This is a genomic window from Streptosporangium sp. NPDC023825 (genome assembly GCF_040639575.1).
In the GTDB taxonomy this organism is placed as follows: Bacteria; Actinomycetota; Actinomycetes; order Streptosporangiales; family Streptosporangiaceae; genus Streptosporangium.
This window is the reverse complement of sequence record NZ_JBFAAE010000014.1, coordinates 21,836-46,248: the sequence shown is the minus strand read 5'-3', so window position 1 is coordinate 46,248 and position 24,413 is coordinate 21,836. Positions and strand designations below refer to the sequence as shown.

20 protein-coding genes, 1 tRNA gene and 2 pseudogenes are annotated in these 24,413 nt (G+C 67.0%); 3 read left to right on the top strand and 20 right to left on the bottom strand.

Annotation, left to right across the window (positions count from 1 at the left end):
- Positions 1-23 precede the first annotated feature (23 nt).
- From AB0G15_RS15265 to AB0G15_RS15250, 4 genes and pseudogenes are all read right to left on the bottom strand, one after another.
- Positions 24-2,285 carry a transglycosylase domain-containing protein gene (locus AB0G15_RS15265; RefSeq protein ID WP_362839409.1) on the bottom strand — a complete coding sequence of 754 codons (2,262 nt, stop codon included), beginning with the start codon at positions 2,283-2,285 and terminating at the stop codon, positions 24-26.
- 232 nt (positions 2,286-2,517) lie between these two features.
- Positions 2,518-3,279 carry a MerR family transcriptional regulator gene (locus tag AB0G15_RS15260; RefSeq protein WP_362839670.1) on the bottom strand — a complete coding sequence of 254 codons (762 nt, stop codon included), beginning with the start codon at positions 3,277-3,279 and terminating at the stop codon, positions 2,518-2,520.
- Positions 3,280-3,411: 132 nt separating this feature from the next.
- A pseudogene (locus AB0G15_RS15255) lies at positions 3,412-3,654 on the bottom strand (histidine phosphatase family protein); the annotation flags it as partial.
- Positions 3,655-3,897: 243 nt separating this feature from the next.
- Positions 3,898-4,737: an oxidoreductase gene (locus tag AB0G15_RS15250; RefSeq protein ID WP_362839406.1), complete on the bottom strand. Its 840-nt coding sequence runs from the start codon at positions 4,735-4,737 to the stop codon at positions 3,898-3,900.
- 123 nt (positions 4,738-4,860) lie between these two features.
- Here AB0G15_RS15250 and AB0G15_RS15245 point away from each other — a divergent pair, with 123 nt between their 5' ends.
- A complete protein-coding gene (locus tag AB0G15_RS15245; RefSeq protein ID WP_362839403.1) occupies positions 4,861-5,406 on the top strand; it encodes a helix-turn-helix domain-containing protein in 546 nt (181 codons plus the stop codon).
- Positions 5,407-5,495: 89 nt separating this feature from the next.
- Here AB0G15_RS15245 and AB0G15_RS15240 read toward each other — a convergent pair whose 3' ends face one another.
- The 3 genes from AB0G15_RS15240 to AB0G15_RS15230 form a co-directional block, all read right to left on the bottom strand.
- Positions 5,496-5,939, bottom strand: a complete 444-nt coding sequence (locus AB0G15_RS15240) for an ester cyclase (RefSeq protein WP_362839400.1) — start codon at positions 5,937-5,939, stop codon at positions 5,496-5,498.
- 425 nt (positions 5,940-6,364) lie between these two features.
- Positions 6,365-6,886: an ATP-binding protein gene (locus AB0G15_RS15235; RefSeq protein WP_362839397.1), complete on the bottom strand. Its 522-nt coding sequence runs from the start codon at positions 6,884-6,886 to the stop codon at positions 6,365-6,367.
- A 315-nt stretch (positions 6,887-7,201) separates the two neighbouring features.
- On the bottom strand, positions 7,202-8,284 hold the full coding sequence (locus tag AB0G15_RS15230; protein WP_362839394.1) for a DUF3466 family protein: 1,083 nt from the start codon (positions 8,282-8,284) through the stop codon (positions 7,202-7,204).
- 284 nt (positions 8,285-8,568) lie between these two features.
- Between AB0G15_RS15230 and AB0G15_RS15225 the strand changes: the two genes are divergently transcribed.
- On the top strand, positions 8,569-9,252 hold the full coding sequence (locus tag AB0G15_RS15225; protein WP_362839391.1) for a hypothetical protein: 684 nt from the start codon (positions 8,569-8,571) through the stop codon (positions 9,250-9,252).
- Positions 9,253-9,522: 270 nt separating this feature from the next.
- Here the strand turns inward: AB0G15_RS15225 and AB0G15_RS15220 are convergent, their stop codons facing one another.
- Entirely contained in the window at positions 9,523-9,810 is a 288-nt protein-coding gene (locus AB0G15_RS15220; protein WP_362839388.1) for a hypothetical protein, read from the bottom strand.
- Positions 9,803-10,054: a hypothetical protein gene (locus tag AB0G15_RS15215; RefSeq protein WP_362839385.1), complete on the bottom strand. Its 252-nt coding sequence runs from the start codon at positions 10,052-10,054 to the stop codon at positions 9,803-9,805. Before AB0G15_RS15215 ends, AB0G15_RS15220 begins: the two co-directional genes overlap by 8 nt.
- 180 nt (positions 10,055-10,234) lie before the next feature.
- On the opposite strand from AB0G15_RS15215, the gene AB0G15_RS15210 reads away from it, so the two are divergent.
- Positions 10,235-10,411, top strand: coding sequence for a hypothetical protein (locus AB0G15_RS15210; protein ID WP_362839382.1), 177 nt, complete (start codon positions 10,235-10,237; stop codon positions 10,409-10,411).
- Between the two features lie 394 nt (positions 10,412-10,805).
- Here the strand turns inward: AB0G15_RS15210 and AB0G15_RS15205 are convergent, their stop codons facing one another.
- The 11 genes and pseudogenes from AB0G15_RS15205 to tmk all read right to left on the bottom strand — a co-directional run bounded on the left by AB0G15_RS15205 (position 10,806) and on the right by tmk (position 24,389).
- On the bottom strand, positions 10,806-10,991 hold the full coding sequence (locus tag AB0G15_RS15205) for an HAD hydrolase-like protein (protein WP_362839379.1): 186 nt from the start codon (positions 10,989-10,991) through the stop codon (positions 10,806-10,808).
- 714 nt (positions 10,992-11,705) lie between these two features.
- Positions 11,706-13,793: an NACHT domain-containing protein gene (locus AB0G15_RS15200; RefSeq protein WP_362839376.1), complete on the bottom strand. Its 2,088-nt coding sequence runs from the start codon at positions 13,791-13,793 to the stop codon at positions 11,706-11,708.
- A gap of 221 nt (positions 13,794-14,014) precedes the next feature.
- Positions 14,015-14,215, bottom strand: a pseudogene (locus AB0G15_RS15195) (integrase core domain-containing protein); the annotation flags it as partial.
- 306 nt (positions 14,216-14,521) lie between these two features.
- Positions 14,522-15,316, bottom strand: a complete 795-nt coding sequence (locus AB0G15_RS15190; RefSeq protein ID WP_362839373.1) for a hypothetical protein — start codon at positions 15,314-15,316, stop codon at positions 14,522-14,524.
- Between the two features lie 172 nt (positions 15,317-15,488).
- A tRNA-Thr gene (locus tag AB0G15_RS15185) sits at positions 15,489-15,565 on the bottom strand.
- Between the two features lie 64 nt (positions 15,566-15,629).
- The gene (locus AB0G15_RS15180; protein ID WP_362839371.1) at positions 15,630-17,126 is read right to left on the bottom strand and encodes an alpha/beta hydrolase; all 1,497 of its coding nucleotides are present in this window, start codon (positions 17,124-17,126) and stop codon (positions 15,630-15,632) included.
- A gap of 303 nt (positions 17,127-17,429) precedes the next feature.
- Positions 17,430-18,281 carry a regulatory iron-sulfur-containing complex subunit RicT gene (ricT, locus tag AB0G15_RS15175; RefSeq protein ID WP_362695459.1) on the bottom strand — a complete coding sequence of 284 codons (852 nt, stop codon included), beginning with the start codon at positions 18,279-18,281 and terminating at the stop codon, positions 17,430-17,432.
- Positions 18,282-18,663: 382 nt separating this feature from the next.
- Complete coding sequence (locus AB0G15_RS15170; protein ID WP_362839368.1) at positions 18,664-19,818, bottom strand: glycosyltransferase family 4 protein; 1,155 nt, start codon at positions 19,816-19,818, stop codon at positions 18,664-18,666.
- Positions 19,815-20,513, bottom strand: coding sequence for a hypothetical protein (locus AB0G15_RS15165; protein WP_362839365.1), 699 nt, complete (start codon positions 20,511-20,513; stop codon positions 19,815-19,817). The genes AB0G15_RS15170 and AB0G15_RS15165 overlap by 4 nt, the downstream gene beginning before the upstream one ends.
- Before the next feature lie 536 nt (positions 20,514-21,049).
- Positions 21,050-22,231 carry a DNA polymerase III subunit delta' gene (locus AB0G15_RS15160; RefSeq protein ID WP_362839363.1) on the bottom strand — a complete coding sequence of 394 codons (1,182 nt, stop codon included), beginning with the start codon at positions 22,229-22,231 and terminating at the stop codon, positions 21,050-21,052.
- Positions 22,232-22,328: 97 nt separating this feature from the next.
- Entirely contained in the window at positions 22,329-24,389 is a 2,061-nt protein-coding gene (gene tmk / locus AB0G15_RS15155) for a dTMP kinase (RefSeq protein ID WP_362839360.1), read from the bottom strand.
- Positions 24,390-24,413 lie beyond the last annotated feature (24 nt).

The window sequence follows — 24,413 nt, the reverse complement described above, 5'->3', positions numbered from 1 at the left end:
GTACGGCCTCCCCCGACTCCCCGTCAGCCGTCGCCCTCGCCGAAGGGGTTGTCCTGGCCGCCGCGACCGTTGCCGCCGTTCCCGCCGCGATCGCCGGGGCCGTTGTCCCAGCCGGGCCTGTCGAAACCGCCGGAGTCGTCGGGGCTGTTGATCTCGAAAGAGTCCTCGTCCTCGTCGTCCGAGGGGGGCGGCGCGGGCTGGCAGCTCTGGCCGCAACCGCCGAACCGCTCCGTGTTGATCGGAGTGAACGACGTCGGCTCGACGTTCTTCAGCGCCGCCAGCATCGTGTCCTTCCAGATCGGGCCCGGGATGCTGGCGCCGAAGACCGAGCCGTAGTAGCGGCCGCCGATGGTGACGCCGTTCAGCTTGTAGTCCTGCGAGCCGCGCGGGTCGCCGATGCTGACCGCGCCGGCCAGGTCCGGGGTGAACCCGGCGAACCACGCGGTGGCGGAGCTGTCGGTGGTGCCGGTCTTGCCCGCCGCGTCGCGGCCGATGCCGCCGACGGCCCGCATCGTGCCCTTGGTGAACACGCCGGACAGCACGTCGGCCGCCGCGTCGGCGACCTCGGGGTCGATCGCCTGGCGGCACTTGGGCTTGTAGTCGGTGACCTTGCCGTTCCTGTCGGTGATCCGGGTGATCGCCATCGGCGCGCAGTACTTGCCGCGCGCGCCGATCGCGGCGTACGCGTTGGCCACCGTCACCGGGTCCATCTCGTTGGTCCCGAGCGTGAACGTCGAGAACTCCAGGAGCTTGAGCCCGTCGGAACGGTGGATGCCCAGCGACTTGGCGGTCTTGATCGTCTCGCAGAGGCCGACGCGCTGCTCCAGCGCCATGAAGAACGTGTTCACCGAACCCCAGGTGCCGGTCTGCAGGGTCTTCCAGCCGGGGTTTCCCTCGTCGTTGGTGACGGTGTGGCTCGGGTCGCCGATGTTCTCGCCCTTGCAGTTCTGGAACGCCGAGTAACCCGAGGCGCGGAAACCGGCCCCGGCCGCCAGCCCGTCGTTCACCTTCATCCCCTGCTTCAGCGCGGTGAGCAGCGTGAACGTCTTGAAGGTCGAACCGGCCTGCAGGCCGACGCCGCCGCCGTGCGCGGCGTCCGCGACGAGGTTGTAGGAGATCTCGTTCTTGGCCTTGCTCCGGCCGTACGGGCGGCTGGCCGCCATGGCCTTGATCGCTCCGGTGCCCGGCTGGACCAGGGCCTCGGCCGCCACCGGCTTGTCGGAGGGGTGGACCCACTTCCTGATCGCCTTGTCCGCCGCCGCCTGCATGGTGGGGTTGATCGTGGTCCTGATCGTCAGGCCGCCGCGGTTGAGGAAGTCCTCGCGGGCCTTGGCCGTCTTGCCGAAGTCGGGGTTGCGCAGGATCTCGTTGCGGACGTAGATGCAGAAGTACGGGTAGTCACTGGACTCGCAGCCGCCGGGAAACTTCGTCCCCTTGTAGCCGAGCTTGGTGGCCTTCGCCTGAGCCGCCTCGGCCGGGGTGATCTTGCCCAGTTCGGCCATCCGGTCCAGCACGACGTTGCGCCGGTGCAGCAACCGGTCGCGCTGCTTCTTGCCCAGGTTGGGGTCGGTGGCGTTGGGGTCCTGCACGGCGCCCGCCAGCGTCGCCGCCTGCGGCAGGGTGAGCTCGCTGGCCTCGACACCGAAGAACCGCTTGGCCGCCGCCTCCACACCGTAGGCGCTCGCGCCGAAGTAGGCGATGTTCAGGTACTTGCCCAGGATCTCGTCCTTGGTGTACTTCTCCTCAACCGCCATCGCGTGACGCAGCTCGTTGAGCTTGCGCGCGTAGCTGGCCTCCAGCGCCTTGTTCTTCTCCTCGTCGGTGTCGGCGGAGTTGAGCAGGACCTGCTTGACGTACTGCTGGGTGATGCTCGATCCGCCCTGGCTGACCCCGCCCGCGTGCAGGTTCTTGGCGAACGCGCGGATCGTGCCCTCGAGGTCGATCGCGCCGTGCTGGTAGAACCGGTAGTCCTCGATCGAGATGATCGCCGTCTTCATGACCTCGGCGATCTGGTCGAGGTTGACGACCTCGCGGTACTCCTCGTAGAACCGCGCGATCTCCTTGCCCCCGGCGTCCTGCACGATCGAGACCTCCGCGGGCGGAGGTTCGACGAGGTCCTCGGGTTTGAGATTCAGCTCGTTGGTCGCCGACACGAAGCCGAGACCCGCGCCTCCCACGGCCGGCAGCGCGATTCCCGCGACCAGCAGGCCCGCGGCCGCCCCGATGGCGGCGAGCCGCCCGATCTTGGAAGCGACCCCCGACTGTCCTTCACCCCGTTCAGCCATAAGCCATAGATTATGGGGTTTTCAAGGTGCTCCTCGCACGCGGTGCGCGATGCGCGGTCATCTTCCGGGGCGATCCAGAGGCTCCGGCGGCCGCGTTTCCCCCGCGAAGCACCGGCCCGCCACGTCGCCGTCGGCTGTCGGGCCTTATCGAGTCGGTGGTCCCCGCGTCGGCCGGGCTCGGGCGACGGCCGAAGGATCTGCAGCTCCTCCGGCTCATCCGGCGAGGATCAGCTCAGCCGGGCGGCGCGTACGCGGCCATGGCGTCGCGCATGTACGCGGCCAGGCCCTCGGCGATCCGTTCGTAGTTCGCCCTGAACGCCTCGTCGTCGGCCTGCATCCGGCCCAGATGCGCGTACTCCGCCGCGGTCGGCGTCCAGAACCGGGTCATGTGCCCGTAGTGGACGTCGAGCTCGGCGAGAACCGCGGGATCGTCGGCGGGGGTGCCGGCGGCCATGAGCTCGGCCATCCGGATCATTCCCGCCGTGGCCTCCCGCCCCATGCGGTCGAGCTCCTGCGGAGTCGCGGTGTCCAGGAGCTCCTGCTGCCCGGACCGCTCCCAGTGCCCCGGCCACCGCTCGCGGGCCTGCTCGCCGTACCGCGCCCCGTCGAACCCCTCGAACAGATTCTCCGGCCTACTGATTTTGGACATCTCACCCTTCCCTTCGCTCTCCTGGAGTTCGGTGATGGTGCGAGCCACCACGCGGGCCACCGCGTCCAGCCGGTCGCGCTCGCCCAGCAGCCGCCGATGGTGCTCGCGCAGTGCCGCCACCGGGTCGGTGTGCCGGTCGACGATCTCCTTGATCTCGGCGAGACCGAGGTCGAGCTCCCGCAGCACCAGGATCTGCTGCAGTCGCAGCAGCTGGTCCTCCTCGTAGTGGCGATAGCCGTTCCCGCCGACCCAGGCGGGTGCCAGCAGCCCGATCTCGTCGTAGTGGCGCAGGGTCCTCGACGTCACTCCCGACATCCGCGCCACCTGTGCGATCGACCACGCCATGGCCTGCCACCCGTTCCCACCGTCACCGAGCCGGATCTTCCGGCTCGTCCATGACGGTAGATGTTGACGCGACGGCAAAGTCAAGCCGTCGTTCGTCCATTCCGAAGGCCCCGCGGACTTTTCCACTTCCGCGAGCCGTTCGAAACACTCGACCGTTCGTCCGGCCGCACGAGCGAGTGGTTCCACCGTCTGCCTGCAACGCAGTGCGGGGCTGCTGAAGATCGCGTCGACTCCGGGCCCCACGGCCGGCACCAGGGCCTCGGCCTGCGCCGCACCGGCCCTGGACAACGGCCGGTCGTCGTGATCACCTGCCCACCCCTCCCGGGGCACACTCGCACAGTGCGGCACGAGCTCGAGCGTGAAACCGGGGATCATCACAGTGGCATGGTCTGACGGCGCCCGTGTGATGTCGAGAGCCGTCGTTGCCGTAACCGGACATCGAAAGCGCTGCGTAGCGCAGAGATCCGGGGCGTTTCGGCTGTTCGGGAAGCGGCCGGAAAACCCGCCGGGCGTCGTTCTCGTACGGAGCGATCACCCTCGTGAAGTGCCGAAAGGTGAGGGGCGACGGCTGGAGCGGGTGCACGTGCCGCACTGCCCGGGCCGGGTGGCGGGGAGAGCTCACTCACCGGGCGGGAAGTCCGCGGAACGGCTCACCTCCGCCCACCGCGCGGCCTCGGCGGCACGGTCGCGGGACGACTTCTCGGCCATGTCCACCGCGTCCGAGCCGAGCAGCAGACGCAGTGGCGGCTCGTCGAGGTCCACGGTGTCGAGAATGATGCGCGCCGCTCGCGCGGGGTCGCCCGGTGCCGTCCTGTCGAAGCCCTCGCGCCGCCGGTTCATCGCGCCGACGGTCTCCTCGTAGTCCGGCCCCACAGCCGGGATGCGCATGGACGATCCGGCCCAGTCGGTGCGGAACCCGCCGGGCTCGATGATAGTGACCTTGACGCCCAGCGGCTTCACCTCGTTGTTGAGCACCTCGGAGAAGCCCTCGACCGCGAACTTCGCGGACTGGTAGGCGGCCAGGCCAGGAGACCCGCCCACGCGCCCGCCGATGGAGGAGAACTGCAGGATGTGCCCGGAACGCCGGCCGCGCAGTACCGGCAGGGCGGCCTTCGTGACATTGACGACGCCGAAGAAGTTGGCCTCGAACTGCGCGCGGAAGTCCTCGTCCGGGGTCTCCTCGATCGGGGAGGAGTTGGCGTAGCCGGCGTTGTTCACCACCACGTCGAGCCCGCCGAACTCGTCGACGGCCAGCCGCACGGCGGCGCGTGCGGCCTCGGCGTCGGTGACGTCGAGGGCGAACGTACGCACGTGATCGCCGTACTTCCGCACGAGGTCGTCGAGCTGTTCCGGCCGGCGGGCGGTGGCGACCACCCGGTTTCCGCGCTCGAGTGCGGCCACCGCGAGCTCGCGTCCGAAACCGCGTGAACTCCCAGTGATGAGCCAGGTCCTGATCACTGTGTCTCCTTCAGGCGACATGTCAGCTATATGCCACATCAGTGTGACACTAATATGATTTAATGCCTCATATATGTGTATGTCAAGCGGACAGATGTCACACCTCAGTACACTGGCGGGATCATGAGAGCTGATGCCGCCCGCAACCTCGCCGCGGTCCTGCATACGGGTGCCCGCCTGCTGGCCGAGGACCCGTCGACCAGCATCGGCACGATCGCCGCCGAGGCCGGAGTCGACCGGCGGACCGTCTACCGGCGCTTTCCCACCAAGGAGGCCCTGCTCGCGGCCATCTTCCAGGCGAAACTCGACTCCTCCGAGCGGGTGCTGGACCAGGCCCGGCTCGTCGAGGCCCAGGTGGCGGTGGCACTGCACCGGTACGTGGAGGGCATAGTCCCGGTCAGCCGGGAGTGGCCGGTGGACGTGCGCCGGATGATGCGCGCGAATCCGGACGCGAATGCCCGCAGGGAGGAACAGAGCGCGCGCCTCGACAGGTTCGTCCGGCGGGCGGCCGACGAAGGCCTGCTACGCGCCGACGTGCCCGCCGACTGGGCCCGCGCCATGCTGGATCACCTGGTCGACACCGCCGCTCACCGCTTCCCCCTGCTCGAACCCCCTCAGGCCGCTGATCTCGTCGTCGACACGCTGCTCAACGGCGTCGGACGGCGATAGCCGAGGATCTTTTTCGGACTCCGGCGGAACAGGCCCGGCGGCACGGGCGGGAACAGCCCGCCGATGATGTCCGGCCTACGATGTGCGACCTACACGGAGGCGGGCTTGAGCTCCGTCAAGCCGTAGCCGAGCTGGCTGTACAGCTCCAACTGGTCGTAGTATTCCCGGTGCGTTTTTATCCTGTCATTCTCGGCGAAAGTAGAGCACGTAGAACGAACAGTGATGCGACGACCGGTTCCTTCTATCTCCCGCCCGTCCGGCAGGAGATAAGGCCCGGAATGCGTCCCGGTAACCGTCCATTCCGTGACAGCCGGGTTGTCGTGGTCATCGATCTCGAACCATGGCGTCAGGTGCAGGTCCGGGAAGCCGGCGAACAGCTGCTCGTAGAGCCACGCGATCTGCTCATGACCTTCCGCCACGCCCGATGGTGCGACATAGACGGCGTCCGGAGCGTAACAGTCGAGCACTCTCCGCAGGTCGTGAGCGTTGATCGCCTCGCACAATCGGTGCTTGAGGTCCCAGAAAGTAGACATGGGTTGTGCCTCACCGGCGTTGGGGCCGCCCAACGCCCCTGGATGGATCAAGATGAAATGCCTTGGCGCCTATTTTGCGAATTAAGCCTCATCGAATTCAACTGTTGACCCTTTACGCTATCCGCCGAGCAGTCAGCCGCCGGCCAAGCGGGCACCATGCGCATGTCAAGGAATACGTCCCGGCCCACAACGGCGGCAACAAGGGCAAAGGTGCCCGCCGCGGGCGGCCGATGGCGCCTATGAGATCGAACGCCACCGTGCCGACCCGGCGATCGGGCCACCACCGCCCTGACGCCACTGTTCCCGCACGTCAAGCAGGGGCGGCGCCCACCGGTACCAGTCTGATATTGAGATCCACGCAGAAATCCCCAGTGCTGTGACCGGAAACGTTCACCGGGGTGCACAGTTTTCACGCAGGGCGGACCTCAACTTCTGACGGCCTCCGCGATCCGCAAGGCGACCTGGGCGGGCGTGAGATGCGTGGTGTCGACGACCTCGGCCTCGCCGTGCAGCCACGTGCGGGCCGCCTCGGCGTAGGGCTCAAGGTATTTGAGACGGAAGGGGGACGGGCCAAGAAGGGTGTCCCCCTCGATGCGCCCGCGGAGGGTGTCCTGGTCAGCGTGGAGGACGAAGTGCCGTACCGGAATGGCATGGTGGGCAAGGCCGGTGCTGATCTCGCGCCAGTACTGCTCGACCAGGACGGTCATGGGCATCACCAGAATGCCGCCGGTGTAGTCGAGTACGCGGCGGGCGGTCTCGACGACGAGTGGCCGCCACGGCGGCCAGTGCTGGAAGTTGTCCGTCGCGGGCAGCCCCGGCGTGATGTCCATGAGTGTCTCTCCGACCTTCTCGGCGTCGAACACCCGTGAATCCGGGATCAGTTGCTGCACGAGCGCACTGGTCGTCGTCTTGCCCGCGCCGTGGGTGCCGTTGAGCCATACGATCACGGGACCCGATGCTAGGGCCATGGGAACGAACGCCGGGAAACAGGTCCCAGTGCCGTGGCGGATGGCGTGGGCCACCTCTGGTGAACGTTCCGGTCACCGCCAGATCGCTACGCCGGAGCGACGCGCCAGGGCGTGCGGACCGGAAAGCCTGCCGTGGTGGTCGCGGTGAAGCAGATCGGTATCACCTACCGGGGTCCGGTTCGCCGCGCCTCCGGAGGGGCGATCTTCTCGATGACCAGGAGCGCAGGCACGGAGGCTTCGTCTCCCTCCGTGCGCGCAAGACCCAAGGGGCAGGTTGGTCTGCTCCGGAGCGGTTCAGGAATTGGGGACGAGCATGTATGCGTGCTGATCAGCAGTCTTGCCCGGCTCGCAGTAGTAACACGTCTGCCCGACGATGACACCGTCATCGTTGATGGCATAGGCCTCCGAGAGGGATACATCCGGCGGAAGGTTGGTGACAACGGTGTTGAGATCCGTCATCTGACCGTTCTGCCAGAGGAAGGCACGTTGGCCGTAGGGGTTGTCGCTGACGTACGAGATGCCCACCACCTGCCCCGGCTCGTTGATGTCGTAGCCGTAGCTTCTCGTTCCTCCCGGAAGGGTGCCCAGGGCCCGCATCGATCCCGCCTCCCAGAGGAAGGCGGTGGCATTGTTCGCGGCGTTGGGAGACCAGCCGGTGATCTGGGTCTTCTCATTGATGGCTTGCGCCACGGTGTCTTTTGTGCTGCCTGCCGATAATGTGCCCAGATCGGTCATGCGATTGTTTTCCCACAGGAACCCGTGCAGGGTGTAGCCGGTACTCGGAAGGGACTCTCCGACGACCTGGTTCTTGTCGTTGATGTCATAGGCACGACCCAGGTTCATTCCCGCCTGACCGGCCACACCGCCGAGCGTTCCGAGGTCGTGAATCCTGCCGTCCTTCCACATGACTGGGCGCGTCGGGTTGCCCGCCGACTTGTGCCGCTGCCCCACGGCGACACCCTTGTTGTTGATGGCGTGGGCGGCGCTGCCGCTTCCGCTGCCCCATCCGGTGCCGAGATCGATCGTCTTACCGTCGCGGCGGATGAAGGCATGGGGAGGGTCGGTGAAGCTCACATGGGTGTATCCGGCGATGTGGCCGGAGTCGTTGATGGAGGTCGCGGTGTTCTCGCCCGGCAGATAGATCGAGTCCACCGGCTCCAGGCGTCCGTCCTGGAAGAAGAAGGCGTGAGCGGCTGGATTCCTGTCGTTGGACGAATAGCCGACGACCTGCCTGCTCATGTTGACATCGGTGGCCTCGCTGTGCGGACCTCCGGCCGGTACGCCCAGCCAGCCGAGCGGCACGTAGGTGTAGGTCGTGACGGCCTGGTTCGCCTGCGCCTCAGCACTTACCGGCACGCCGGCCAAAGCGGTGAGCACGAGACCGACGGTTGCGGGTACCAATGCGATGTTTCGCCTTCTGATCATCTTGTCCCTAACGTGATAAGAGAGTTAAAGATGATGATGACGAAAATACCTGGCGAAGATATTACAAGGTGCTTATGAGTGGATCAATGACGCTTGGACACAGTGCGAATACCTCGCGCTCGCCAGAAATCTTCCCGTAGTGGCCCTGAAGGGCTGAGAGAACGTAACGTGCCAGACCTGCCGGGCCCACGGCGCTCTACGCACCGGCTGCCTCGGGGACCTGGCACAGTGGGCCTGTGCGAGCAGAGGTGAAGGACTGGCCTGAGCCGGTGTCGACGTGCTGGAACCACTGGATCGCGGTCCCGACCGGTGATCAGGCGGGCGTCATGGAAGTCTTGGGCCTGTCCTCGCCCAGACCGATCACGTTCGCCGAGGCCCAGGAAGTGATCGACGCCGATGCACACGGCGACGCAGATGATCGCCATCATTTGTCGCGGGTCTTTGTCACTCCTGAAGTGGACGGCTGGACCCTGGTCATCGGGGCCTGGTGCGATCCTTGTGGCAGCGAGCGTCACGAGGATGTGCTCAGGTTGTACAAGGCGCTCAGTGCTCGCTACGGACGGGCTCAGGCTTATTACTACGGTGAACGGGGGGACGGCTCGGCATGGCTGGTGGCCGAGCGCGGCAACGTCGTGCGCCGGTACGCGGCGACCGGCGAGGCCGATGACGAGCGGCTCACCCTCGGCGATCCACTGCCACAAGAGAAGGAGCGGCGCCTGGAACTGGGGCTTCCGGCTGTGGGAGACCTGCGCACCGCAAGCGGTGAACAGGTCGAGGAGTGGAGGTGGTCCGCTTTCCACCTGGCTCCGGAGATCGCCGCCGCGTACGGCGTCAGCTCGTTCACCTTGACACGCGAGACAAAGGTACGGGGAACCGGCGTGCTCGCGCTGACGTCAGATGCGACCAACCACAGGATTTAAGGCATCAGAGGTAGGGAAAACCGCCCCAGACCATCACACCGGAGCAACGCGCGAGAGTGCGCAGACCAGAAAACCTGCCGTCGCGGTCATGGTGAAGCAGATCGGTCTCACCATCGGGGTCCGGTTCGCCGCGCCTCTGAAAGAGCGATCTTCTCGGCGACCAGGAGCGCGGGCACGGCGACTTCGGTTTCCCCAGTACGCGTGAGCCTCGGCGACACCCGTGTGGTAAGTCAGTGCGACGTCTCGGCGAGACCGCTGTGGCATCGCCGTCTAATACGACTGCACGCGGGTGATGACACAGTGCGGCTCATTCGCGTCTGCGACGACGACGTACTCGGCGGCGCCCAAGATCCCGTCCTTGCCGAGCGGAACCCTGCGCTGCTGCGGCCACTGGAGGGAAGCGGTGTGACCGGAGACATCACCTCTCGTCTCGTTGATCTCAACGGATAGCGCGACAACCGCTGAAAACAACATCGGGCTGATCTGAGGATCGGCCAGAAGCTCCGCGACCCCTTCGGAGAAATAGCAAGGCCATCCCTCCTCTTCGGGTTCACTCAAAGGGCTGCCCCTGCCGCTCACGGCGCTCGAGAACATCGGCGAGGGTGGCGACGGGCAAAGTGCCCTCCAGCGCGGCCTTACGGATCTGGTCGGCTTCGGGATCCGTGTCGAGCATCGCCTCACACCACCAACGGCGCAGGATCGCCTCCGCCTGATCCAGAGGTGCTGTGCCGAGTTCCCGGTAGAACTCCATCCGCCGACCGCCTTGCAGGGCCTCAGCGATGCCATCAACAGTGCGTGGCACCCTGGCCTCCCCAGGAGCGTGCGGATGGACAGGCTGAGCACTCATACCGTGAGAATAGCCAGAGGGGGGTCATCACATCGGGAAGAGACAGGATGGCTCCCAAAATCACGGATGCCCCCAACCGCAAATCACCTGTTCAGCGACCTTACGGACGCAGAGCCGACGAGGAAACCGGCTCGCGTGGGAGCGCTCCGCGCACTCCGCGAGCAGTGGTTCACCGAACGCTCCGGCCGCTGGAACGACTGGAACGACTGGAAGGAACATTGTCTCGTCTTCCCGCCCCGGCGCGGCACCCCGATGGGGCCTGACAACCTCGGGCGGGGTGGGGAGCCGTCCGAAAGGCCGCCCAGCCCGTGATCACCCAGACCTGTCCGGCCCCGTACCTGTCGCGAGCAGCCGACACGGCCCCGTGAAGTCCAGAACGGGCACGACCTGATCGGCGAGGCTCCTGACATGACCAGATCGGTCCTGGAACAGCTGACTCCGTCGCATGTACGGATACGACAAAGGCCCTCCCGGATCATCCGGAAGGGCCTTCGACCTGTGGAGCCGCCTTGGGGAATCGAACCCCAGACCCCTTCATTACGAGTTAGAACACGATCGTCCAGGACCGTCCACAACCGTCTTCCGGGCCTGCTCGGGCGGGCTTCATGAGGTCCCTCAGTCCACAGTCGTCCAGGTCCATCCAGGGCTGTTGTTAGCACCCGCGTTAGCAAGATCGACGTTTGTGTCTTCCCCACTTCCGAATCGCTCACCGAACCGCGTGCAGGATCTCCATCGCCTGCAACACGTCCGTGACGACGTGGTCCGCCTCATGCTCCTGGTCCGGCCAGGTCCCTCGGTCGATCCAGACCGTTCGGAGACCGGCGGCTCGTCCTCCACCGATGTCGGCGACCAAGTGGTCCCCGACCATCCATCCCCCATCGGCAAGAGTCATGCCACACCGCCGGACGGCGATCTCGAACAGGCCAACATCGGGCTTGCGGATGCCTTCAAGCCCAGACAGCGCGTAGGCGTCGACCGCCTCAGCCAGCTCCGTCCGCTGGATCTTGCCCAGCTAGTTGTCCGCCGTCCCGTTGGTAACGATGGCCACCTTCAACCCTGACGCACGCAGTCGAGCCAGACCGTCCATCACCTCTGGCCGACAGCGCACCAGGTACGGCATGCGCTTGCGGTAGCGGCCTCACAGCTCCCCGACCGACTTGGTGAGGGCGAAGTGGTCGCAAACCTTAAGAAGACCTCACGATGCGGATAATTCGCCTGGTCGAGCGTGACGAGCCAGTCAACCGCCTCGTGCTCAAGGCCGTGGCTCGTCGGCGAACTCCCCGGCCCAGGTCTGAAAGGCCTCGTCCAAGTTGACGAGGGTGTTGTCCAGGCCGAAGAGCGCGATTTGTTGCATGACGATCCACCCTCGGTGCGGCATCGCTGCAAGCTTGAGTGCCTGTTTGCAAACAGGAGCCGGTCATGACGTAGAAGGCTCCTCGCCCAGCTCAAACGGCAGATAGTGGCTGGTGACGCATGCTCGTGTGCGTCGGCGTTGCTGTAAATAGCTGCTGTACACAGAAGTTGGCGCGCGACGCGATACCAGCATCTGATCTGTAGCCAGTTCGAGAATCGTCTATATGTATCCGCTGCCTTCACAAGCACCTACTCAGTGTCCATTCCGGCTTTCGGGGGCCGCCGAGTCGGCGAGAAAATCAAGGAGTTCACGATGGACGAAGATGTATCCGGGCCCAACCTTTCGGAGGATAAGGCATTCCGTCATGAAGTCGAGAAATGGCAGGCAAGGCCATGGGAAGCACTGAAACCGGGCGAGCTCGAAACGCAATACTAATTGTTCGAGCAGCGGTCCGCCGCCTATCGAGACGAACGTCAAGAGGAAGAACGCTACACCGACGAGTACGCCATAGGCAGCCGGAGGCAGTGACTCCGCTGGCGCGGCCCCGGCGACGTAGTTTGCAACGAATCCGGTGATCAGGCTCCAGGCCAGCCCAACGCGCAGGGCGAGTCGGACACGAGGGCGGAGCGCAGGGCTCGGCACCTCCCGGCTAGCTGAGGTCGTGCGACCGGACTTGGCCAGCTCATTTACGAAGCCATCTATCAGTCCGGATACCAGGAGATAGGAGACGAGCAACACGATCGCGTAGACCGGCCCCGTGAGAGTGAGAGCGGACTCTTGCAGGCTGAGAGCCACTCCGACCGACATTGCGATGAGCGAGGCGGCAAGTTTGTCGCCGAGCCCATGCACCATGAAACCTCCGACCGCCATGTACAGGGACTTCATAACGGAGTTGGAAGTGATGTCTTCCCGCCGCGGAACTTCTCTGGGTGGCCAGACCTCTCTCACCTTCTCCCGGCTGCGCCATGAGATGCCGGCATTGTTCTCGTAGTCCTGGCTGAGCAATTGCGTCGTAAGCGCAGTCCCTAGGATTATCGCGGCGATGATGGCCGTTGTGACGTTGGCAAGGAGCCAGGATGCGACGAACATAAGCGCGCACGCCGACAAGACCGCCAGCAGCATGATGTGTCCTGATCTACTTAGGAACAGGCCTCCGGGCAGCCAATCGGCCCCTAGAAGATCCAGCGTGAACACGGTCTGCCGGTCACTGCGCAGCCGATAGGCGAGAAGATGCAAATAGTGCCGGGATTTCTCGGGAGGATAATGCCGATTTTTGCGCCAGCGCAGCATCGTCTGGATGTACTGGGCGTACAGACGGCGGCGCGGGCCCGCCTGCCGAGTAGTCGGAGACGACTCGGGACCGTCCCGGTAAGCGAGGGCCATGATGCTGAGCAGCAGCGGTGAGGAGGCAAGCTCCCACAATTCGGGATCGGCGGCAAGGGCTGCTCGCAATCCGTCCAGCCCGGGTCCGGCGTCCGCGAGGAAGTGCTTGGTCTGCTCGGCAGTCATCGGCTGGATCTTCACGATGCCGTGCGCGCTGACCTGCTCGCTGAGCACCGTGTACTCGGCTTGGCGGCAGCAGATGGCCATGCTGGTCGGATTGGCGCGCAGGTATTTGTTCAGTTGGGAGACGCACGCTGGACGGTGCTCTGCCGCGACCTCGTCAAGGCCGTCGAAGAGGGCGAGGATATGGTGGGTGCGTAACCACTCGGCCGCGAGTCGCCGTGGCATGCCGTAACTCTCGACGAGCTCGTCGACTATCCATTCGGCGATCGTCTTACGGTGACGGGCCCACGATGCAAGTGGCAGCACGACCGGGACCGGCTTGCTCTCATCCTCGGCCGCCGTCAAGAGGCTCTTGGCGAGTTCGAGCAGCATGGTCGTCTTGCCCGCCCCCGGCGCGCCCAGGATAACGATCCGATGATCCATCCGCGCGAACACATCCGCCATATCTGTACCTGGCGGCAGCGGCTCTTGGCTGCCATTCGTCCATGTGACGGCAATGTCCCATGGACGGTCGGAGGTCTCGTGGACGATTAGTTCGAGTTCGATCCGGGCCTCGTTGTACAGCGACTTCTCCAACACCCCCGTCACCCAGTATCGCCGTACGCGGCGGATCAGCTCGATGCGAGCTTGCGTCGAAGGAAAGTCGGCTGGCGGCTCGTCCTTCTGCACGACTTCCAGCACCGCCGTGGCGATCACGATCACGAGCATCAGCGGCCATGCCACCCATCGCCGGCTCTCCCAGGCCGACGGCAGAACCCCGGTGGCCACGTTGGTCGCCACGCCGAGCATCGCGATGAAAAGGACCGAGAACACGATCTGAGCGCGGCGCAGCATGACACTATTTCTACATGTAGTGCTTACTGCGACCACCCCATTCAGCGTGTAGAGCCCGTCACCACCATCGGAGGCCGAGGAATCGGCGGGTGGGGCCACTTCAGGCTGAACCGTGCCGGGATTGATGGAGGCTTTGGTCTGTCCTGGGTTCGGTGGAGTCGCGTTTTTGGATTGTCATGCCACGATGGTCGTGTTTTCGAACTCTATCGGGTCAGCATGCCGAGGCTGCTGTGGCACCGTCTGCAGTTGTGCCAGATCTCCAGGTACTCGAAGATGGCGTTGGCGAGCTCGATCCGAGTGTTCCAACGTTGACGGTCGAGGAGTTCAACTTGCATTCGGGACCAGAATGCCTCGATCATGGCGTTGTCGTAGCAGTCGCCGACACTGCTCATCGAGGGCATCAGGCCGGATGCCTTGGCGCGGCTCGGGGGTCACACGGCGACGTCGCCCGTCTCCTGGCCTCGACCCGGCGCAGTGGTCGCCCCGAGAGCTACGGCACAGCTTCGTGTCCGTGCTCTCCGACAGTGGCATCCCCTGGAGGAGATCTCCCGCTTGGTCGGCCACAGCAGCACGGTCGTCACGGAGCTGGTCCACCGCAAGCAGATCCGGCCCGTCATCCAGAGCGGCGCGGTAGCCATGAATCGCATCTTCGGGACGTGATGCAGACGGCGACAATCACCTAGGAACTGGGCGACCTCGGACCATGTAGTTACTGACACGCGAGATCACTAGGACTTATACCGTTCAGGAAGGTGCTCCTCGAAGGCGTCAAGCATCTCGTCCATGAACCGCTCGACTCCCCTCATGAGGTTGTCGGCAAATCGGACACCATCGCGCTTCTTGTCATAGGTCAGCTGCCAGCGATGTTTGATCTTGTCGGTCACAGGATCCGGGAAGGGCAGGAAAATCTGCCCTTTCCGTAGGACCCCACTCTTCGTGCCAGCCCGGCTCGACTGCATGTGCAGACCGAGATCGGCCAGGAACCTGGCTTCTTGCACTCCAGCGCCATGGAGTCGCATCCGGGCCTTGAGCACTGCCTCACGACGGGGACCGTCCTCCAGAGCGGGAACAAGTCCCTGATCCGCCTTATAGCCCTCGATGACGCTTCTCCGGCACAGGCGATCGTCCATGCTCCTTGCCCAGATGAGAAGTTCTTCTAGCGCATACCAAGCGTCTTCAAGGCGCGGGTCGATGATGCCGGGCTCGGGAACAGCCAGTTCTCTCAGCTTCCAGCGGTCCCAGTATTCACGTGACGCTTCCATAGCTTGGTATAGACGGTTGTAAGCGCGCTCTACGCCACCTGCCGCGTCAACGACATCATCAAGGAGGCTTCGAGTGACCTCAAACATGATCCGCTCGGGGTCATGTGGCCGTCCTAGGCGGTCCAGAACCGCGACGATGCCGTCCTTGGTCTCATATCGGAAGAGACCCTGTTTCCAGAGCTCAACTCCGAAATCGAGTGGCACGTCGCGACCTTCGCCAAAGTTAATCCTCTTGAGCCATTCCTGGGCTTTCCCAGCCATGGCAGGGAAGCTACACCTTGGAACGGTGTGAGCTCACCCTATTTTTCACAAATGCACTTTTGTGCACCGATGAGCCATCCCGCTCAGTGTGGAGCAGGGCTCACACCTCGGCACGTGAGCCAAAGCTTAGACACGCAGAAGGCCCCCACGATCTTCGTGAGGGCCTCTGACCTGGAGCCGCCTTGGGGAATCGAACCCCAGACCCCTTCATTACGAGTGAAGTGCTCTGGCCGACTGAGCTAAGGCGGCGTGCCGTGTTTCACCACGGCCTACGGCAGTCTACAGGCTCCCGGGGCCTTCCCGCGCCCTGGAATCAGCTGATCTTGGGGCACCGGGTTCCGTCCTTGGGAACGGTCAGATCGATCAGGTAGTCGTCCACCAAACGGTCCACACATTCCGAACCCGTCAGGTAGGCGGTGTGCCCGTCACCGTCGAAACCGACGAGGACGCCGGAGGAGAGCTGGGAGGCGAGGGCCTCGGACCACTGGTAGGGCGTGGCCGGGTCGCGTTCGGTGCCGACGACCATGATGGGCGGGGCCCCGGGAGCGTCGATCTTCGCCCGCGGTCCTCCCTTCGCCGGCCAGTACGCGCAGGGCAGCGAGCTCCACATGACGTACGCGCCGAAGAGCGGGGCGTCCTTGGCCGACTCGCGGGCCGCCGTGGCGTAGGCGGCGGAGTCGCGGGGGTAGGGGGCGTCGACGCAGTTGACGGCCAGGTTGGACTCGGTCTGGTTGGTGTACTCGCCGTTCGTCTCACGGTCGATCAGCAGGTCGGCCAGGCGGAGCAGGGTGGTGCCGTCGCCCTTCAGCGCCCGGCCGAGTGCCTGGCGGAGAACCGGCCAGGCCTGGCGGTCGTAGAGCGGGGTGATCAGGCCGAGGGTGGTCCAGGCCTCGGTCACCGTACGGCCGTCGCCCGTCCCGTTGGTCAGGGGGGTCGTGTCCGCGCGGCGGAGCAGGGCGGCGATCTCCGCGCGGGCGGAGCCGACGGAGCCGCGGAAGGGGCAGTCGGTGGTCGTGAGGCAGTCCCCGAGGAACGCGTCGAGGGCGACCTCGAAACCGCGTGCCTGCGCGGTGTTCATCTCCAACGGGCTGAGCGAGGGGTCCACGGCGCCGTCCAGGACGAGGGCGCGTACGCGGGTGGGGAAGAGGTCCGCGTAGGCGGCGCCCAGCTGGGTGCCGTACGACTTGCCGAGGTAGGTGAGGCGGGAGTCCCCGACGGCGGCGCGCAGCAGGTCCATGTCCCGGGCGGCGTCGGCCGTGCCGACGTGCGGCAGGAGCCTGCCCGAGCGGGCCTGGCAGCCGGAGGCGAACCGCCGTGAGCCCTCCTCCAGCATGGTGACCTCCCCCGGCGAGTCGGGCGAGCTGTCGAGACCGACGTAGGTGTCCAGCTCGCTCGTCGACAGGCACCGGACGGGCGCGGACCCGCCGACCCCGCGCGGGTCGAAGCCCACGACGTCGAAGCGGTCCCGTACGGCCTTGCTCACCGCCGTGCGGGCACCTCGCGCGTACTTCACCCCGGAGGCGCCGGGTCCGCCGGGGTTGAGAAGGATCGAGCCGATCCGGTCACCCGAGGCGGGCAGCCGGATCACGCTGAGCTCGATCTTCTCGCCGTCCGGCTTGGCGTGATCAAGGGGAACCGGGAGCTTCGCGCACTCGAAACCGTCCCCGCACTCCTCCCAGCCGAGTGACGCCCTCCCCGCCTCGCCACCGCCCGTACCGCCGCCGGAACCGGCGTTGGCGTCGGTTCCGGTGCACGCGCTCGCCAGCAGGGTCACCACCGTCGCCAGTACGGCGACCACCTGGGATCTCACGCCTTGTCCGCTCCGTAGTCCGTGGGCCGGGATCGCACGCGGGTCCGGCGAGGGGAGCCGACGCGCGCGGAGAGGCTGACCGCTCGCATCCTACGCCCGCGCCGGGTCCCGCGACCGCGCATCGCCCAGGCGGACACGCGGGCCGCGAGCCGCCCCGCGACCGCGCATCACCCAGGCGGACGCACGGACGCGAGCAGCCACGTGACACGGACCCCGGGCGGACGCGCCGGACCGTTCCCGCCGGCCCGAAGGCCCGCACGCGCCCAAGGGATCACGACCCGGGCGGGCCTCGGAAAGCCCCGGTCATCCCTCCGGTCCGCCGTCGGCGACCTTCACCGCGTCCCCGTACGCCGCGTCGTGCTGCTTGCGCGGGGAGCACACCGACGCCGACGGGCACGCGCAGCGGCGTCCGCCTTCCTCCAGGCGGACCACGACGGAGTCGGAGGGGACGTTGCGGCCCACGACGGTTCCCGCCCCCTCGGGGGTGTCGACCTTCAGCCCGACGCGGGGCATCCTGCTGTGCGCGTCGAGATAGAGCGGGTGCTCGTACTTCAGGCAGCACATCAGCCGCCCGCACGCTCCCGCGATGCGCAGCGGGTTGACCGGCAGGTCCTGGTCCTTGGCCATCCGGACGGAGACCGGTTCGAAGTCCTTGAGGAAGGTGGCGCAGCACAGGTCACGGCCGCAGGGGCCGATGCCGCCCTGCAGGCGGGCCTCGTCGCGGGGGCCGATCTGACGCAGTTCCACCCGGGCGCGCAGGTTGCGGGCCAGGTCGCGGACGAGGGCGCGGAAGTCGACCCGCTGGGGGGCCGAGAAATAGACCGTGTAGACGTTCTCGGCGTCCGTGTAGTCGACGCCGACGACCTTCATGGGCAGCGTGTGCCGCTTGATCAGGCGCTTGGAGACGCTGCGGGCCTCGGCGCGCCGCCGCTTGTTGCCCTCGTCTCGGGTCAGGTGCTCCTCGCTCGCGATGCCCGCGCACACCGGCAGCCCGCCGACCTCCTCGCTCGTCCACTGCGGCGCCCAGACGCACTCGGCGACCTCGGGCCCGGCATCGGTGGGAACCAGCACCTTGTCTCCGACCTTGGGACTGTGCTCACCGGGATCGAGGTAGTACAGCCTGCCGTAGCGGGTGAAACTCACCGCCATGATCATGCCCATATGGCTCCAAACCTGGGGGTACGGCTCGTGCTCACCCTACGCGTCATACCCAGGAACGCGGAGGGCCGCCCGAAGCCCCCCGTCGGCGGCGGCGAGCCCTCGTACGCCCCGGCCGGTCTCCACGCCTCAGCCCGTCCCCATGAAGCCCGCCCCCTTGAAGCCTGCCCTCTGGAAGCCCGTCACCCTGGAAACCCGTCCCCTGGAAAGGGACTCCGTCGGCGCCACGACGCCCGCTCGCGCGACGTCGCGGCGCTGACGCGGTCCCCGGCCGGGGGCTCTTTCGCGGGAGAGCATTTCGACCACCGGGTCGGGAGTTCCTCCCGAAGACGACAGATCACCTCACAGGGACGCCCCGCCGGGCCGTCCGCCGCTCCGGTCAGCGGCCGAGTTCCGCGAAGGACTTCTCCCAGCGGTTTACGATCATGGAGATGTCGTAGTTCCTGGCCGTCTGGAGGGCGTTCTCGGCCATCCGGCGGCGCCCCTCCTCGTCGTCGATCATCTGGATCAGCCCGTCGGCCAGGGCGTCCACGTCGTCGGCGGGGACCAGCAGCCCGTTCACCCCGGAGGTGATGATCTCGCGAGGGCCCCGGGGACAGTCGAAACTGATCACCGGCACCCCGGAGGCGAACGCCTCGATGATGGTCATGCCGAAGCCCTCGAACCGGGAGCTGACCGCGTGGATCGAGGCCTTGGCGAGCTCGCCCTCGATGTCTCCGGTGGGACCCATGAACGTGACGTTGTTGTGCAGGCGCAGCTTGACGGACTGCCTGACCAGCTTGTCGCCGACCCGGCCCTCACCGTAGATCCGCAGTTTCCAGTCCGGGCGTTCCCTGGCCACCCGGACGAACGCCTTCAGCAGCCGGTCGTACCCCTTGACCGGCACCAGCCTGCCCGCGGCCAGCACGATCCGGTTCTCCTGCCTGGAGCGCGGACGCGGCCCGCCGGGCAGCCCGTTGCCGATGGTGAACACCTGGGTGGACGACCCGTTGAGCATCTTCCGGTAGTCGTGCTCGTCGGCCTCGGTGAGGGTCACGACGGCGTCGAGCTTCGGGTACCACGTCCGGATCTCCTCGAAGATCCCGGGCTGGTGGGCCTCGAAGTGCAGGTGCTCCTGGGCGATCGTGAGGACCCGCTTGCGGGCGTACCTCGCGGCCATGATGTTGAGCCCCGCGCGGGTGGTGACCAGCACGTCACTGCGGAGCCTGCGCAACTCGCGGACGAGAACCTCGTCGCTCCAGGCGCTGAAGGAGGCGTACGCGCGCTCCTCGGGGTGGATCAGCGCGCTCTCCTGCGCGCTCAGCCGCTCGGCTTTCTTCGTGTACGGCCAGCGGACCCTGGCCCCCTCCCTCAGGTCCACCAGCGAGCGCAGGCGAACCTGCGAGCCCAGCGGCAGGAAGGGCCTGTCGGCGTGCTGGAAGACGCTGACGATCTCGACATCGTGCCGTTCCGACAGGGCGGTGGCGAGGTCGAAGGTGGCGCGGATGGTCCCGCCCATGCCGTAGGCATTGAGGATGAGAAAGGAGATCTTCACGAGCTCACGTCCTCGATGCTGAGCGCGACGGCGAGGCTGTCGGTCTCGGTGTAGTACGGCCGGACCCTCACCTGCCCGACACGCTGGGCAGGAAAACGAACTTTGGTCTTCTTATCAGTTATGTCATCAAGTCGGGTCGCCAGCGGTAGCCGCATTCCGGATATCTCCGCATAGAGGTCCCAGAAGACCCGGCGCCGCACCTGCGTCTCGGCCATCGGCGCGATCTCCACCCCTCCCTCGAACCACCGCCCCTGGAAGCTCGCGGGCCCGCTCACGGGCTCCGGCCCCCGGCGGGCCACCGCCACGAGCCTGGCCGCCCCCCGGATCGGCTCGCCGTACGCGATGGCGCCCTCCACCTGGATCACGCCGTCCTCCGCGGTCACGCGGATCACCTCGACGTACGGCTCGACCTCGCGGACCTGCAGGCCCAGCGTGCCGAGGGAGGTACGGAACGCCCTGATCTCCCGGTTGCGGCGGGTCTCGGCGTAGGACCACAGCCCGTCGAGCGAGAACCCCGGATCGTCGGTGACGACGGGCTCGCCGCCGCGCGACGCCATCCAGACACCCGCGGACAGTGCCGTCAGATCCGCGGCCCCGCACTCCTCGCCGGTCTCCACGTGCCGCAGGACGATCTCCGCGACGTTTCCGCCGGCCGGATCAGGCCATTCGATCCTCAGCGTGTCGTCATTGCCCACACGGCTCGTGACGGCCCGCCCGCTCACGGACGGAATCACTCCGTGGCGTGCCCCAATGCTCACCAAGAGTCCCCCGGTCTTCTCTGCTCATCCCCGTAGAGCAGGACACTGTCCACTGGTTTATAACGAAATAGCTTATTTTTGCCTGTTAATCCTAACGACCCACACTCGTACTTTGAGGTGACTTAGCGATGAATGGTTCCATCTAATCGCAAACAGGCGGGTAGTGACCACTTGGTGGTGGTCAGTACCCCCTTCTCACCAGCCGATATTCGCCGGCGCGGTCCAAGAGAAAGCCCGAAGCGCCCGATGTCGGACAGAGCCGATCCCCTCGAACTCCAGCTCCCGGTGAACCACGAGGGCAGCCGTCCGCGGCACGGCACGCGCGGTCCAGCGCCGTATCGCGCGGATGGACGAGCGCCTTCCCCGGAAACCGGCATCGGCCCCGGAAACCGGCACCGGCTCACGCCCAGGACCGATTCACGACCAAGACCGGTGCGACTCACAGGCCGGACAGGCTCACAACCCGGGCAAGCTCACAACCCGGGCCGGTGCAACGAGATGGTCATCGACTCGACCGCCATCTGCGGGCTGACGTTGGACGCCAGCCGCCTCCGGCAGTGCATGATCGCGTCGATCCTGCGCAGGGTGTCCTCCGGGGTGGAGGCGCGGGCCAGCTCCTCCAGGTCGGCGCGGCGGTCCTCGCTGGCCAGCTCCACGTGCGCGCCGAACTGCACCGCCAGCACGTCCCGGTAGAACGCCACCAGGTCGAGCAGGGACGCGTCGATGACGTCGCGCTTGGTACGGGTCGCCCGGGACTTCTGCCGGTCCTCGAGATCCTTGAGCGCGCCGGCACCGCCGCGGATCAGGCCCCTGTTGAGCCCCTTGCCGGTGGAGCCCTCGCCGTAGACCTGGCGCAACTCGGTGATCTCAGACTCGTTCAGCACCGCGGTGACCGCCGCGGCCTCGTCCTCGGCGGTCTTCACCAGCCGCTCGGCGGCCATCACGCACTCCCCGACGCCGGTCAGCGACCGGGGGATGGACAGCACCGCCTCGCGTCGCGCACGCGCCTCCGCGTCCAGCGCCAGCCTGCGGGCGCGGTCGATGTGCCCCTGGGCGGCCCTGGCGGCGAACTCCGCCATCACCGGCGGCACGTTCTCGCGCGTGGCCAGCACGTGGGCGACCGCCGCGGTGGGCGGGGTGACGAGCGTGACGAGCCGGCAGCGGGACCTGATGGTGATCATCATGTCGTCCGGGGAAGGCGCGCAGAGCAGCCACACCGTCTTCGGCGGCGGCTCCTCGATGGCCTTGAGCAGCGCGTTGGACGCCCCCTCGGTCGCCCGGTCGGCGTCCTCGAACAGCACGACGCGCCAACGGCCCAGCGTCGGCGCCCCGGCCGCGCGCAGGATGAGCCGCCGGGTGTCCTTGATGCCGTACGAGAGCCCCTGCGGGCGGACGATCTCCAGGTCGGGGTGGGAACCCACGGCCACCTGGTGGCACATGTCGCAGTGGCCGCACCCCTGGTCGGGGCAGAACAGCGCGGCGGTGAACGCCCGCGCGGCCTCCTCGCGACCGGACCCGGGCGGCCCGGTGAACAGCCACGCGTGGGTCATCCCGGCGCCGCGCCCCCCGGCCAGCAGATCGGCCCCGGCCGCCGCCGCCCGGCGGAGCGTCGCGGCGGCCCGCTCCTGCCCCACAAGATCATCGAAGACTCCCACGACCCCAACCTACCCGTCGGGGACACGGGCTCAGTCGCGGATCGCGCTCCTGGCACGACCCGGGCGCACCGTGCCGGCCCCCGCCGGGGGCGCGGGCTCAGTCACGGATGGCGGGCATGGTCCCGGTGACGTCCTCCGACTCCCGCGGCACCGGGTCGGGCAGGATCTCCCGGACCTGGTCCTGGATGATCGAGGAGATCTGGTTCTGGGGCAGGGTCCCGTCGACGACCAGGTAGCGGTCGGGCTCGGCGGCGGCCAGCGCCCGGAACTCGCGGCGGACGCGCTCGTGGAACTCCAGGGGCTCGGACTCGATGCGGTCGGCGGCCCCGCCCAGCCGGGCCAGCCCCACCGACGGCGGGGTGTCGATGAGCACCGTGAGGTCCGGGACGAGCCCGCCGGTGGCCCAGCTGTTGACCATCGTGACGTCCTCGGCGTCCAGGGCCCGGCCCGCGCCCTGGTAGGCGAGCGACGAGTCGACGTAGCGGTCGGAGATCACCATCGAACCCCGGTACAGAGCCGGGCGGATGACCTTCTCCACGTGCTCGGCCCGGTCGGCCGCGTACAGCAGCGCCTCGGACCTCGCGGACAGCCCCTGGTGCACCGCGTCGAGCAGGATCGCGCGCAGCCGCATCCCCACCTTGGTCGAGCCGGGCTCACGGGTCTGCACGACGTCGAAGCCCTGGTCGCGCAGCCAGATCGCCAGCAGCCTGGACTGGGTGGTCTTCCCCGACCCCTCGCCGCCCTCGAACGCGACGAACATCCCGCGCCCCTGCTCGGCGCTCTCGGGGGTGAACCGCTCGCCGCGCACCGCGGCGACCAGGTCGGCGATGATCGAGACGCCCCTGCGGTCGTCCATCTGCCGCAGCGCGACGATCCCGACGATCACCGCGAGCAGCCCGCCGACCAGCAGCACCAGGTTGGAGCCGTCGAACCGGTAGACCGGCTCCTGGCCGACCCGGATCTGGCGCTCGCCGAACAGGCCCGCCAGGGTCGGCGCGACCGCGACCACCAGCAGCAGGGTCACCCGGGCGAGCGACTGCAGGAAGGAGAACGTACGGCCCCGCAGGCTGTCGTCCACCTCCAGCCCGATCATGGTGTAGCCGATGATCCAGGCGATTCCCGCGCACGCGCCGAGCAGCACGGTCAGCAGGACGACGATCACCAGGTTGTGGACGAGCGCGACCGCCACGAGGACCAGCCCGGCCACCACGATCGACAGGCCGAACAGCCTCCGCCGCGACAGCTCCCGCAGCAGCCTGGGCCCGAAGAACATGCCGGACGCCATGCCGACGAAGACCGCGCCGAAGACCACGCCGTACGCCGCGTCGCCGCCGCCCAGCGCGTCCACGTAGATCTTGGCCACCCCGACCACCGCGCCACCGGCGGCGAACGCGCCCAGCATGCCGATGATCAGGCCGCGGATCAGCCGGTTGCCGCCGACGAACCGCCAGCCCTCGAAGATCTGCCGCAGCACCGACGGCGTGGAGGTGGTCCGCGCGCTCGTCTTCGGGATGTCCTTGAGCGAGAAGATGATGACGGCCGAGACCAGGTACGCGAGGGCGTTGATGAACAGGGCCAGGTAGGTCTCGCGCTGGGCCAGGAACGGCACCAGCCTTCCCAGGAAGTCGTCGGCGACCGAAAGCAGCGCGAACAGCAGCGCCGCGATGGGCGCGGTGCCGTACGTGACCAGGAGATTGAGCTGGTTCGCCTCCTCCAGCCGCTCCTTGGGCACCAGGTTGGGCACCGTGGCGTCCTTGGCCGGGACCCAGAAGAGGTTCACGCACTCGACCAGGAACGTGGCGACGATCACCCACTGGTAGCTGCCGATCAGCGGGATCGACAGCACCAGCGCGAAGCGCAGGAGGTCGCAGAAGAACATCGTCAGCCGCCGGTCGAACCGGTCGGCGAACGCGCCCGCCAGCGGGCCCAGCACGATGGCGGGAAGCATCTTCGCCACGAAGACACCGCCGATGGCCAGGCTCTGGACCGTGTAGCCCTTCTCCGCGGTGAGGTTGCCCGCCAGTGCGGTCAGCGCCAGGAGGTTGAGCCAGTCTCCCAGGCTGCACACCGACATCGCCGTCCACAGCTTGCGGAACGGGGCATTGGCCAGCACGTGGGGGGGCTTGCGTCGCGCGGTGCTCCGGCCAGGGGTGGTCATAGTGTCAGCGTATCCAGATGCTCG

What these genes read in the sequence shown, in the direction of transcription:
- AB0G15_RS15265 (WP_362839409.1), bottom strand. Translation starts at nt 2,285, where the DNA reads ATGGCTGAACGGGGTGAAGGACAGTCGGGGGTCGCTTCCAAGATCGGG.
- AB0G15_RS15260 (WP_362839670.1), bottom strand. Translation starts at nt 3,279, where the DNA reads ATGGCGTGGTCGATCGCACAGGTGGCGCGGATGTCGGGAGTGACGTCG.
- AB0G15_RS15245 (WP_362839403.1), top strand. Translation starts at nt 4,861, where the DNA reads ATGAGAGCTGATGCCGCCCGCAACCTCGCCGCGGTCCTGCATACGGGT.
- AB0G15_RS15240 (WP_362839400.1), bottom strand. Translation starts at nt 5,939, where the DNA reads ATGTCTACTTTCTGGGACCTCAAGCACCGATTGTGCGAGGCGATCAAC.
- AB0G15_RS15205 (WP_362839379.1), bottom strand. Translation starts at nt 10,991, where the DNA reads ATGACTCTTGCCGATGGGGGATGGATGGTCGGGGACCACTTGGTCGCC.
- AB0G15_RS15200 (WP_362839376.1), bottom strand. Translation starts at nt 13,793, where the DNA reads ATGCTGCGCCGCGCTCAGATCGTGTTCTCGGTCCTTTTCATCGCGATG.
- AB0G15_RS15190 (WP_362839373.1), bottom strand. Translation starts at nt 15,316, where the DNA reads ATGGCTGGGAAAGCCCAGGAATGGCTCAAGAGGATTAACTTTGGCGAA.
- ricT (WP_362695459.1), bottom strand. Translation starts at nt 18,281, where the DNA reads ATGATCATGGCGGTGAGTTTCACCCGCTACGGCAGGCTGTACTACCTC.
- tmk (WP_362839360.1), bottom strand. Translation starts at nt 24,389, where the DNA reads ATGACCACCCCTGGCCGGAGCACCGCGCGACGCAAGCCCCCCCACGTG.